The organism is Ruegeria sp. BG3 (assembly GCF_056538485.1).
In genome coordinates, this window is the sequence record NZ_JBQFTE010000001.1 from 526,303 (window position 1) to 538,626 (window position 12,324).

General features: G+C 57.8%; 12 protein-coding genes. 2 read left to right on the forward strand and 10 right to left on the reverse strand.

Features of this window, described 5'->3' with window-relative positions; translation table 11 throughout:
* Positions 1-6: 6 nt before the first annotated feature.
* The 9 genes from phoU to ACR0AI_RS02705 all read right to left on the reverse strand — a co-directional run bounded on the left by phoU (position 7) and on the right by ACR0AI_RS02705 (position 8,791).
* Entirely contained in the window at positions 7-714 is a 708-nt protein-coding gene (gene phoU / locus ACR0AI_RS02665; protein WP_170373720.1) for a phosphate signaling complex protein PhoU, read from the reverse strand.
* Between the two features lie 16 nt (positions 715-730).
* Positions 731-1,528, reverse strand: coding sequence for a phosphate ABC transporter ATP-binding protein PstB (gene pstB, locus ACR0AI_RS02670; protein WP_170373719.1), 798 nt, complete (start codon positions 1,526-1,528; stop codon positions 731-733).
* Positions 1,529-1,541: 13 nt separating this feature from the next.
* Complete coding sequence (gene pstA / locus ACR0AI_RS02675; protein ID WP_480670888.1) at positions 1,542-2,873, reverse strand: phosphate ABC transporter permease PstA; 1,332 nt, start codon at positions 2,871-2,873, stop codon at positions 1,542-1,544.
* A complete protein-coding gene (gene pstC, locus ACR0AI_RS02680; protein WP_480670886.1) occupies positions 2,870-4,342 on the reverse strand; it encodes a phosphate ABC transporter permease subunit PstC in 1,473 nt (490 codons plus the stop codon). Before pstC ends, pstA begins: the two co-directional genes overlap by 4 nt.
* A gap of 85 nt (positions 4,343-4,427) precedes the next feature.
* Positions 4,428-5,468 carry a substrate-binding domain-containing protein gene (locus tag ACR0AI_RS02685; RefSeq protein ID WP_480670884.1) on the reverse strand — a complete coding sequence of 347 codons (1,041 nt, stop codon included), beginning with the start codon at positions 5,466-5,468 and terminating at the stop codon, positions 4,428-4,430.
* Positions 5,469-5,652: 184 nt separating this feature from the next.
* Positions 5,653-6,699 carry a sensor histidine kinase gene (locus tag ACR0AI_RS02690; protein ID WP_419737817.1) on the reverse strand — a complete coding sequence of 349 codons (1,047 nt, stop codon included), beginning with the start codon at positions 6,697-6,699 and terminating at the stop codon, positions 5,653-5,655.
* Positions 6,700-6,720: 21 nt separating this feature from the next.
* Positions 6,721-7,245: a gamma carbonic anhydrase family protein gene (locus tag ACR0AI_RS02695; protein WP_480670881.1), complete on the reverse strand. Its 525-nt coding sequence runs from the start codon at positions 7,243-7,245 to the stop codon at positions 6,721-6,723.
* Positions 7,242-7,883, reverse strand: coding sequence for a guanylate kinase (gene gmk / locus ACR0AI_RS02700; protein ID WP_170487126.1), 642 nt, complete (start codon positions 7,881-7,883; stop codon positions 7,242-7,244). The genes ACR0AI_RS02695 and gmk overlap by 4 nt, the downstream gene beginning before the upstream one ends.
* 17 nt (positions 7,884-7,900) lie before the next feature.
* A complete protein-coding gene (locus tag ACR0AI_RS02705) occupies positions 7,901-8,791 on the reverse strand; it encodes a YicC/YloC family endoribonuclease (RefSeq protein WP_480670879.1) in 891 nt (296 codons plus the stop codon).
* A 296-nt stretch (positions 8,792-9,087) separates the two neighbouring features.
* Between ACR0AI_RS02705 and ACR0AI_RS02710 the strand changes: the two genes are divergently transcribed.
* Entirely contained in the window at positions 9,088-9,720 is a 633-nt protein-coding gene (locus ACR0AI_RS02710; protein ID WP_480670877.1) for a PAS domain-containing protein, read from the forward strand.
* A gap of 54 nt (positions 9,721-9,774) precedes the next feature.
* Here ACR0AI_RS02710 and ACR0AI_RS02715 read toward each other — a convergent pair whose 3' ends face one another.
* A complete protein-coding gene (locus ACR0AI_RS02715) occupies positions 9,775-11,145 on the reverse strand; it encodes a class II 3-deoxy-7-phosphoheptulonate synthase (protein ID WP_170373710.1) in 1,371 nt (456 codons plus the stop codon).
* Positions 11,146-11,313: 168 nt separating this feature from the next.
* Between ACR0AI_RS02715 and ACR0AI_RS02720 the strand changes: the two genes are divergently transcribed.
* Positions 11,314-12,318 (forward strand): GlxA family transcriptional regulator, encoded by a 1,005-nt coding sequence (locus tag ACR0AI_RS02720; RefSeq protein ID WP_170373709.1) that lies wholly within the window; start codon positions 11,314-11,316, stop codon positions 12,316-12,318.
* Positions 12,319-12,324 lie beyond the last annotated feature (6 nt).

Sequence of the window (12,324 nt, forward strand, 5' to 3'; positions counted from 1 at the left end):
CGTCTCCTAGACGGTTTGCGACGTTGTGTCGGCCTTGGGGCGCGACTCGGTCGGGCGCTCGCCGGTGACAAGGTACACCACCTGCTCGGCAATCGCGGTCACGTGGTCGCCCATGCGCTCGATGTTCTTGGCGATGAAATGCAGGTGCATGCAGGACGAAATGCTGCGCGGATCCTCGGCCATGAAGGTCAGGAATTCGCGGAACAGACCATTATACATCTGGTCCACCTCTTCATCTCGGTCGATGACATCGGCGGCCAGTTCGGCATCCCGTTGAATATAGGCGTCCAAAGCGTCGCGCAGCATGACCTCAACCTCGCGCGCCATCCGGCGCAGCGCCGAGGCACTACCGTTGATCTCGCCCGAGTTCACAAGCACCGTGGTCCGCTTGGCGATATTCTTGGAATAGTCGCCAATCCGTTCCAGGTTGGCCGATACCTTCAGTACCGATAGCACCAGCCGCAGGTCGCTTGCCGTCGGTGCGCGGAGGGCGATCAGGCGGGCGGTTTCCTCGTTGATGATATCCTCGAGCGCGTCGATGGCTTTGTCGCCCTGACGCACCTGCTGTGCCAGTTCCTCGTCCCGCGTCTCTAGCGAGCGGGCGGCACCCATGATCGCGGCTTCGACCAGACCGCCCATCTTCATGATATGTGCCTGGATCGCTTCGAGATCGCGGTCGAAGACAGAGGCAATATGTTGTTCTGAATCGTTCATGTCGGAATACCTGTGCTCAGCCGATCCGGCCGGTGATGTAGCTTTCGGTGCGCGGGTCCACCGGGTTGGTGAAAATCTGTCCTGTTTCGCCGAACTCGACGAGGTTCCCTAAGTGGAAAAAGGCCGTTTTCTGGCTGACACGCGCGGCCTGCTGCATCGAGTGGGTCACGATGACCACCGAATACTGAGCGCGAAGTTCGTCAATCAACTCTTCGACCTGAGCAGTCGCAATCGGGTCCAGCGCCGAGCAAGGCTCGTCCATAAGCAGAACTTCAGGTTCTGTCGCCACGGCGCGGGCAATGCACAAGCGCTGCTGCTGACCGCCGGACAGGCCAGTGCCCGGAGCGTCCAGACGATCCTTGACTTCTTCCCAGATCGCACCGCGACGCAGGGATTTCTCGACGATCTCATCCAGTTCTGCTTTGTTCTTGGCAAGACCGTGGATGCGCGGGCCATAGGCCACATTGTCATAGATCGATTTCGGGAAAGGGTTGGGTTTCTGGAACACCATCCCGACCTTAGCGCGCAGCTGAACAGGATCAACGCGTTTGTCGTAGATGTCCTCGCCGTCCAGTTTGAAGCTGCCCTCAACACGTGCGACATCAATTGTGTCGTTCATCCGGTTCAGACAGCGCAGGAACGTGGATTTACCGCAGCCCGAAGGACCGATGAAGGCTGTGACAGTCTTGTCTTCGATATCGACATTCACATCTTTGATCGCGTGAGTGTCACCGTAAAAGACTTGGCAGTCCCGGCACTCCAGCTTGATTTCATTGGTATCCACTTGTCTCTCCACTCGTGACATGTCGTTCATGGGTCTGCCCTTCTTACCAGCGGCGTTCAAAGCGGCGGCGCAGAATGATTGCGATGATGTTCATTGTCAGCAGGAAAATCAAAAGGATGATGATCCCGCCCCAAGCTTTTTCGTAGAACCCAACGTCTGCGCGCGCAGCCCAAGTGTAAATCTGGGCAGGCATGGCTGAGTTTGGTTCTGTGAACCCGGCAAGGAATCCGTCTGGGTAGCCACGGGCAACAAAGCCCACCATCCCGATCAGCAACAGCGGTGCGGTTTCCCCCAGCGCCTGCGCCAGACCAATGATTGTGCCGGTCAGGATACCGGGCGCGGCCAGCGGCAGAACGTGATGGAACACCGCCTGCATTTTGGAAGCCCCTACCCCAAGTGCGGCATCACGGATCGACGGCGGAACTGCTTTCAGCGACGCCCGGGTCGAGATGATGATCGTCGGCAAGGTCATCAAGGTCAGCACCAGACCACCGACCAGCGGGGCCGATTGCGGCAGGTGCATGAACTGAATGAAGACAGCCAGACCAAGGATACCAAACACGATCGAAGGAACCGCAGCCAGGTTCGAGATATTCACCTCAATCAGATCGGTAAACCTGTTTTGCGGCGCGAATTCTTCCAGATAGATCGACGCGGCTACGCCAATTGGCAGCGAAAGCGCCAGAACCACCAGCATCATGAAGAACGATCCGACAACCGAAGCACCAATGCCGGCGCCGCCAGGGTTGTCCACGCCCGAGTCTGCCCCGGTGATGAACGGCCAGTTGAAGACCTGTTTGATGATACCCGCTTCCTTAAGTGCATCGACCAGATCCAGATCGCTTTTCTGGAGGAAACGACTATCCTGTATGGTGTCACGCGACACCCGGCCTTTAAAGTATCCATCAACGCGGCTTGAGGCCGCCAGATCAAACTCGATAGGTTCGCCCAGTTTGTCCGGGTTTTCTGCGTAGAATGTTCGAATGGTTCCGCCAACTTTACCCAGCAGACGCTCAATTGCCGCTTCGTCGAAGTCGACTTGGAGACCACTTTCGTCGAGCTCTTTGTTAAGGGCTGCAATGAAAAGGTCCGAATAGGCTTTGGTCTTGAACAGCGTGCTTTCGGCCTCTTCCTGTTCTTGTTGGGTCAGAGTGAACTCTACGCTGACAACGGTCCGGGTGAAGGCCGGAATACCCTCGGACAGGATCGAGGCGAAAAGGACGATCAGGAAGAACAGACCGGTCGCGATGGCAACGATACCATAGGCACGGAAGCGTTTTTCTGCCTTTGCGCGTTTTCGGGTCCGCGCATCATATGCAGTCAGGGAAACAGCTTGGCGACCCGTTTCTGGGTTTTGCATGCTTGCGTCGGTCATTCGTACTGCTCCCGGTACTTACGCACGATGTAAAGGGCAAAGACGTTCAGGCCCAGCGTGACAACGAACAGTGTCATGCCAAGCGCAAAGGCAACCAGCGCTTCTGGCGAGGCAAAGTCTGCGTCGCCGGTCAGTTGGCTTACAATTTTTGCGGTGACGGTTGTCATCGCCTCAAACGGGTTCAGGCTAAGCCGAGCGGCTGCCCCTGCCCCCAGAACCACGATCATGGTCTCACCAATAGCACGTGAGGCCGCCAGCAGGATCGCACCTACGATGCCCGGCAGCGCGGCAGGCAGAACCACCTGTCGAATGGTCTCGGACTGCGTAGCGCCCAGGCCATAGGACCCGTCACGCATCGCTTGTGGCACGGCGTTGATGATGTCGTCGGATAGCGAAGACACAAAGGGGATTAGCATGATGCCCATCACCAGACCAGCTGTCATCACGGCCGTACCTGCCTTCATCCAGCCCAATCCGTTATCACCAAACACGTCCAACAAAAGAGGACCGACGGTCAGCAGGGCGAACAAGCCGTATACGATGGTTGGAATGCCCGCCAGAACCTCCAGCAACGGCTTGGCAACAGACCGCACGGCGGGCGATGCATATTCGCTGAGGTAAATCGCGGCAAACAGCCCAATCGGCACAGCCACCAGTAGAGCAACGATAGAGATATAGAGCGTGCCCCAAAGCAGTGGGATGATCCCAAGTTCCGACAACCCGCCCCGGCCCGAAAAGCTGGGCGACCAGGTCAGGCCAAAAAAGAACTCTGGCGCGGGGTAGAGCTTAAAAAACTCCCACGTATTGAAAACCAGCGACAAAACAATGCCAACGGTGGTCAGAATAGCAATCGAGGCCGCTGCTAGGAGTAGAAAGCGTACACCCTGCTCAACAACGTTGCGGGCGCGATAGTCCGCCTTGGTTTGCATCCAGCCTGCCCCGGCGCCAATCAGTGCCACCACCAGAACCGCGACGGTCATGATTCCATATCCAGTTGCATTTAACGCGCGATGGCTCTGCGCTGCGTTCAGCACCGGTTGGGTGATATCGGATGTAACCACCTGACCCGCATCTTTCAAATTCTGAGTCACTTCGGTCAGATCGGCTTGGGGGTCACTAGCAGCTGCTTCGGTCATATTGCCCTGCGAAACAGCGGCTTGCAGGCCGCTTGCCGTGCGACGCACCTCGGCCATGACCAAGCTAAGGGAAGAACCCTCTTTGACACTTGTATCGGGGATCATGCCCGAGACCTTGGAATTCACATACAATGGCTGAACCAGCAGCCAGATAATCAGAAGGCCAAAAGCCGGGACAATCGTCTTCAAAAGAACATTTGCGCCGTAGTAGGCTGGCAGCGAATGCAAGTCTCGCGGTTCGCCTCCTGCGCTTTGAATTGCGCGGGCCCGTCCCAGAACATAGCCGAGCACAGCGATCGCCAAAACGATCAGAACAAGCCAAAATATCGGCATCATATCCCCACTATTCTTGACTGGGCAAAAGTCGCAGAAAGGGACGGCGAATTCCGCCGCCCCAAACATTCATCCATAGATCGGCTTAGCTGCCCGAACCCATGGTCACTTCGTTGTTGATCGCTTCCTGAGTTTTTGCCAGCTCAGGGTCGGCAACCAGACCATAGTTGGCCAACGGGCTCGAGGGGCCAGCGATTTCGTCAGCGACGAAGAACTGAGCGTATTCTTTCAGACCAGGGATCACGCCGATGTGGGCTTTCTTCACGTAGAAGAACAGCGGACGCGATACAGGGTATTCACCGGTCGAGATGGTCTCGGTCGACGGCGCGATACCCGACATGGTCGCAACTTTCAGCTTGTCGGTGTTGTTCTCGTAGAACGCCAGACCGAAGACGCCGATGCCGTTCGGGTTGGTGTCGATACGGGCCAGGGTCTCGGTGTAGTCACCGTCGATGTCGACCGATCTGCCATCGGTACGAACAGCCAAGCATGCATCTTCTGCGTCATCTTCGCTCATGCCGCCAGCGATCATCGCTTCCATGGCGCCAGTTGCTTCGCAGCCGATCAGCAGAACTTTTTCTTCGAAAACTTCACGGGTGCCGTGCTTGGTGCCGGGGATGAAGCCTGCGATTTCAACGTCAGGCAGGTCGCCGTTGAACTCGGCCCAAGTGTTGTATGGGTTGTCGACGATCTCGCCGTCTTTCAGAACCTTTGCGCCCAGAGCGTTGAAGATGTCCGAAGGCTCAAACGCGTTGAAGGCAGGGCCAGACTGTTGGCTTGCAAAGACGATGCCGTCGTAGCCAATACGGACTTCCATGATGTCGGTCACGCCGTTTTCGGCACAGGCCTTGATTTCTTTCTCACGGATAGCGCGCGACGCGTTTGCAACGTCGATGGTGTTTTCGCCAACACCTTCACAGAAACGCTTCAGGCCAGCCGACGAACCGCCGGATTCAACAACAGGTGTCGGGAAGTCGGTGTTTTCACCAAACAGTTCCGCAACGATCGAGGCATAAGGCAGAACGGTCGACGAACCAGCAACCTGTACATTGTCACGAGCTGCAGCAGTGGTTGCCGAGACGGCAGCAATTGCCAGCGCAGATGCCGACAGTTTTACAAAGGACATTTCAGTCTCCCTGAGGATTGGGTTTTCGATCACCCCCATGATGATCTTGCGCGAACCACTAGGCCCCGTGCGTAAGGCTTTTGTGACAGGTACGTAACAGTTTTATGACAAGCTGGGTTTTTCTTGAGTCCTGCTGTCATAAAACTTTTGGCACGGCCATGTTGGCTTTGCGGAAACCCGCTCTCTAGCGCGGTAAAATCACCGTAAAAACAGTGCCTTTTCCTAAATCGCTTTCCACCCGAAGGCGCCCGCGGTGACGGTTGACGATATGCTTCACAATCGCGAGTCCAAGCCCGGTTCCACCCAATTGGCGCGATCTGTGACTGTCGGCGCGATAGAACCGCTCGGTGAGTCGCGGCAGGTGAACGGAATCAATGCCAGGCCCCCGATCGATGATCTGCACCCGAACCGCCGGACCTCGCATGGCCGTATCCCTCTCTGAGGTGGTAACGCGCAACTCAACGCTGCCGCCGCTGCCGCCATATTTGATGCCGTTCTCGACTAGGTTGGTAAACACCTGACGCAACTGATCGCTGTCGCCGGTCATGGTCACCGGATCCTCAGGCGCATCAAGCGTCAGCACCACCTCGGCGTCATCGGCCAGAGGGCGCAAAGAGTTCAGGGTGGATTGCAGCAGGCCCGTTAGTTCCACTTCCTCTTTCGGGCGCACGCGTTCCTCGCTTTCGACCCGGTTGAGCGACAGCAGATCGCCAACAAGGCGGTTCATGCGGTTTGCCTCATCCGTCATGATCTGCAGAAAGCGCTCACGCGCGGCGTCGTCATCTCGCGCCGGGCCGCGCAGGGTTTCGATGAAACCCATCAAGGCGGTCAGAGGGGTGCGCAGCTCATGACTGACATTGGCGACGAAATCGCGACGCATCTGGCTGGCTTGTTCCAGATGCGTGATATCCTGAAAGATCGTCAGCACCGCCCCGCCCGACACTGCGCCGATGCCGTTCATATAGCGGCAGATCACCTCGAAGGTCGTATCTTGCGCGCCATCATTTGAAAGGTGCCGCGTTTTGGCCGGACCCTTGCTGCGCAGGCTTTGCTCAATCGCCTCAATGACCTGAGGCTGCCTGAGGATCGTCGCAAAATGACGGCCCGTGATGTTCTGGCTCAGCAGGGTTTTGGCGTCGGTATTGGCGGCGATGATCCGTTCGGTCTGGTCGACCAGAAGCGCTGGCATCGGAATGGCCGACACATATTCTTCCAGAAGGTTTTCAGCCATGTCCGATTGATTTCCTGCCGCTTAAGCCAACGGTTTCAGGGTGTCCCTGAATTTGCGCATGTTCTGCTGATAGTGCAGCGCGCTGAGCGTGATCCGCTGGGCCGCGGCCTCATCAAGCTGGCGAACCACCTTACCCGGAGACCCCATGACAAGCGAGTTGTCGGGGATCTCTTTGTTTTCCGTGATCAGCGCCCCTGCCCCGATCAGGCAGTTCTTGCCGATCTTGGCCCCGTTCAGAATGATCGCCCCCATCCCGATCAGAGAGTTCTCACCGATCGTGCAGCCATGCAGCATGACCTTGTGGCCGATGGTGCAATTCGCCCCGATGGTCAGCGGAAAACCCGCGTCGATATGCATGACGCAGTTCTCTTGCACATTGCTGCCCTCGCCGACGCGGATTTCTTCGTGATCCGCCCGGATCGTGCAGCCAAACCAGACCGAGGCGCCCTCTTCCAACACCACCTTGCCGATCAGATTGGCGTCCGGCGCGACCCAGGTGTCTTCGTGGATTTGGGGCGTGTGATCTCCCAGCGCGTAGATCGTCATGACTGCTCCTCGAATTCCATCTGCAGGGTGCGGACGTGGTTTTGCAGTTTCGGTTGCTGAATGCGACGCATCCGTTCGGCGCTGACGATGGTTTTCAGCTTTTCCTCTGTCGAATCCAGATCGTCATTCACCAGCACATAGTCATAATAGCCCCAGTGGCTGATCTCATCCCAGCTTTTCAGCATGCGCTTGCCGATCACATCTGCGCTGTCCTGAGCCCGGCTCTCCAACCGGCGGCGCAGTTCGGGGATCGAGGGCGGCAGAATGAAGATCGACAGCGCGTGTTTGCCCAGATCTGAGTTTCGGATCTGCACCTCGCCCTGCCAGTCCACGTCGAACAGGACATCCTTGCCGGATTCGATGGACTCGCGCACCGGTCCGGCGGGAGAGCCATAGAAGTTGCCGAAGACGTGCGCGTGTTCCAGCATTTGCCCATCGGCCACCTGCTGTTTGAACTCGTCTTCCGACAAGAAGTAGTATTCGCGGCCATGTTCCTCACCCGGGCGTGGTTCGCGGGTTGTGGCCGAGATCGAGAATTCGAGGTCGGTATCCCAGGCCATCAGCCTGCGGGCCAAGGTGGACTTACCCGCGCCCGAGGGGGATGACAGGATGATAAGGAGGCCTCGGCGATCTGCCATGTCAGTTCTTCCTACTGTTATTCAACGTTTTGTACCTGCTCGCGCATCTGGTCGATCACCGCCTTCAACTCCAACCCGACCGATGTCAGATCGGCGCTTTGCGCCTTGGAGCAAAGGGTGTTTGCCTCGCGGTTGAACTCCTGCATCAGGAAATCCAGCTTGCGGCCAACCGCGCCATCCTGCGCCAGAAGGTCCCGCGCGGCGGTGACATGGGCGCTGAGACGGTCGATCTCTTCGGTGATGTCGGCCTTGACGGCGATCAGGGCGAGTTCTTGCGCCACTCTCTCAGGTTCGACCCCTTGGGCGTTGTCCAGCACGCGGGCGAGGTTTTCGCGCAGCGCCTCGGCCATCTTGTCCTTGCGCTGTTCGGCCAGTTCGGCGGCCTTCGACGTCAATGCCGCGACCTGATCCAGTTGAGACGCCAGGATCGCGGCCAGAGCCTCGCCTTCTGTCTGACGCATGTCGAGAAACGCCGCCAAAAGTTGAGTGAATTCGGTGGTCATCTGCGCTACCAGCGGCGCCGGATCATCGGCCTCGGCCCCCGCATCCAGCATGCCTTTAAGGGTCAGCAGATCACTTGCTTTGGAGGGGGCCAGTGCAATCCCCCTTGCCTCGGCCATGGCCTGTGTCTGTTGCAAGGCATCCAAGGCCGCCGTCATGGCAACCATATTCAAGGCCAGATCCGGCTGGGATTCGTCCCGGCTGATCCGCAACGACAGGGTCACATTGCCTCGGCTCAGCGATTTGGACAGAACGGCCCGCAACGCGGCCTCAAGGCCCGTCAGCCAGTCGGGGACGCGAATGCGCATGTCCAGCCCCTTGCCGTTCACGCTGCGCAGTTCCCATGTCCAGCTATGGGGGCCGAACTCTCCCTTGCCCGAGGCGAACCCGGTCATGGATTTGATCATCACTGCCCTTTCCATCGCTGTCAGTCTTCGTGTCTGCCGCACCTAATGCCATTGCCCGGTGCAGGGCAAGAGTTTGCTGAGACCGCCTCTGTCCGACAGAAGTTAACCATTCGTTAAAGAATTACTCCAAAATTTACTCAACCCGTGTCAATCATGTCTCTAGCTCGGTCGTTTGGCCGAAAATGCCTCCGATATGTTGCATTTTATGAAAATGACGGTGATTAGGCGCTAGGGTGATGAAAATGAAAACCTTTTTTAGGACTGGCTCGAAGTCCAAACTTGGAAAGATTGTCGCAATGGATCGCTTTGACAGCGGGCGCAGCCTCTCACCGATCCGTCAGGCCGAGGCCTACTGGACCGCCTTGCTTGACGGCAATGGGGTGCCTATGCGGTCGCAGATTGATCCGCGCGGGCTTGAGAATATTCTGGAATACACCTTCATTCTCGAGCGGATTGCCCCCGGTCTGGCCCGGTTTCGCCTTGCGGGTAGCCACCTGAACAAGCTGGCCGGGATGGAGGTGCGCGGCATGCCTCTGACCGCGTTTTTCGATCCCGAGGCGCGCAAGACAGCCACGAATGCTCTGGAGCAGGTCTTTGCCAACCCCGCCATTGCCGAATGGGATATGGTGTCGAGCGGTGCATTCGGACGCGCCCGGATGCAGGCGCGGATGCTGCTTTTGCCGCTAAAAAGCGATCTGGGGGATGTCAGCCGCGTCATGGGCGTCATGGTCAGTGACGGCGCGATCGGAGCGACACCGCGCCGCTTCTCGATCCAAGACACCCGGATCAAACCCGTGAGCGAGGTTCAGGCCCCGGCCAAGCCAAAGCTGGAGGTCACAGAGGGTTTTGCTGAGGGCTTTGCCGAGGGCAAGGCAGAGTTCAAACGCCCCAAGGGGCACCTCAGGCTGGTTGCATCGCGCGACGATTGATCCAAAGAAAAACGGCGGGCCAATGACCCGCCGTTTTCTTTAATTGTTCGGACCTTAGCTTGCTTCGCGCTTGGTGCGGTCGCGGCGCAGGTTGGTCAGTTCTTCGGCGACCAAGAAGGCCAGTTCCAGCGATTGCGACGCGTTCAAACGCGGGTCGCATGCGGTGTGATACCGGTCCGAGAGGTCCTCTTCGGTCACGGCACGCACGCCGCCGGTGCATTCAGTGACGTCCAGACCAGTCATCTCGAAATGTACACCGCCGGGGATAGTACCTTCGGCCTGATGCACGCCAAAGAAGTCGCGCACTTCGCGCAAGACCGAATCGAACGGGCGGGTTTTGTACCCAGTGGCCGATTTGATCGTGTTGCCGTGCATCGGGTCGCAGACCCAAGTGACCTTGGCACCCTCTTCCTTGACCGCTTTGACCAGACGCGGCAAATGCTCGCCCGCCTTGCCTGCACCGAAGCGGGCGATCAGGGTCAGACGACCCTCTTCGTTTTCGGGGTTCAGCTTGGACATCAGCACCTTGAGGTCCTCGGCCGTTGTGGTCGGGCCACATTTCAGACCGATCGGGTTCTGAACGCCACGGCAGAATTCCACATGCGCGCCGTCGGGCTGACGGGTGCGGTCGCCGATCCAGATCATGTGACCGGAACCTGCCAGCCAGTTGCCCGAAGTCGAATCCAGACGGGTCAACGCCTCTTCATATTCCAGCAACAGACCTTCGTGGCTGGTGTAGAACTCAACGGTCGAGAACTCATGCGTCGTCTCGGCGGTGATGCCCGCAGCACCCATGAAGTCGATCGTGTCCTGAATGCGGTCGGCAATCTCGGAGTATTTCTGAACGTCCTGTTCATCCGTGAAGCCCAGCGTCCAGGAATGCACGCGGCTCATGTCGGCGAAACCACCGGTCGAGAACGCGCGCAGCAGGTTCAGCGTGGCGGCGGCCTGTGTGTAGGCCTGCAGCATCTTGGACGGATTCGGAATCCGCGCCTCGGGCGTGAAATCCAGCTCGTTGATGATGTCGCCACGGTAGCTGGGCAGCTCAACGCCATCCACAACCTCGGTCGGTGCGCTACGCGGTTTGGCAAACTGCCCAGCCATACGGCCCACTTTGACCACCGGCACCTTGGCGCCATAGGTCAGAACCATCGCCATTTGCAGCATCACTTTGAACGTGTCACGGATCGCATCCGCGCTGAATTGTTCAAAGCTTTCAGCACAATCCCCGCCCTGCAACAGGAAAGCCTCGCCGCGACCGGCGGCACCCAAATGTTGCTTGAGACGCCGCGCCTCACCGGCAAAGACCAGCGGGGGATACTGCGAAAGCTGCGCCTCGACTTTGGCAAGTGCTGCCGCGTCGGTATAGTCTGGCATCTGAACCCGGGGCTTGTTGCGCCAGTTCGATTTTTGCCATTCGGTCATAGCCTTGATCTCCGCTGATAGTATTCAGGTGGTCTCTATACAAAAAGCCGGGAAGAGAGACCATATCCGATTTGCGGCTCTTGACGTCGTAAACAAGCTTTGATCATGGTATCTGTCAAATCATGCGCGCCCAAGGCGCATCGGCCACCGAATCAAGGACAAAAACCCATGCAAGAACAACGCCAAGTTGTCAAAGTCGACGGTAACGTCGACAAGCCGATTAATTTTGTATTCGTCTTACTAGATGGATTTTCGCTTTTGTCTTTTGCGTCGGCTCTGGACAGCCTGCGCATTGCCAATCGTATGGCTGATAGGCCCGTCTATACATGGTCCCTGATCGGTGAAGGTGGTGACATGATATCGTGTTCCGCGGGCACGACGTTCAAGCTGGATCAGGACCTGATCGAGCTGCAGCGTGATGACATCGTACTGATCTGCGGCGGGGTCGAGGTAAAAACCGCAACCACCAAGAAGATCCTGAACTGGATGCGGCGCGAGGCCCGCAAAGGGCTTCGGATCGGTGGCTTGTGTACAGCAGCGTATTCGCTTGCCAAAGCGGGGCTGCTGGAGGGTAAGCGAGCGACCATCCACTGGGAAAACTCGGACAGCTTCATTGAAGAGTTCGACAATGTGGAATTGACCAAATCCGTGTTTCAGGTCGACGGCAACCGGATGACGACCGCGGGGGGCACCTCATCCATTGATCTGATGCTGAAACTGATCGCGAATGACTATGGCGAGGGTCTGGCCAGCGCAGTGGCAGATCAGATGATCTATTCTTCAATCCGCACGGATCAGGACACGCAGCGCTTGTCGACGCCCACTCGGATTGGGGTTCGACATCCGAAGCTGAGCCAGGTCATCCTGATGATGGAAAAGAACATCGAAGAGCCGATCTCGCCTTCGATTCTGGCCAAGGATGTCGGCATGTCGACCCGCCAGCTTGAGCGTCTGTTCCGCCGCTACCTGAGCCGCTCACCCAAGCGGTATTACATGGAGTTGCGACTGCACAAAGCCCGCAACCTGCTGATGCAGACGGATATGAGCGTGATCAACGTGGCTCTGGCCTGCGGTTTCGCCTCGCCGAGCCATTTCTCGAAATGCTACCGGGCGCACTACAACACCACGCCATACCGTGAGCGTGGGGCACAGTCGGGACGGCTGTCCGTGTAAAGCCGC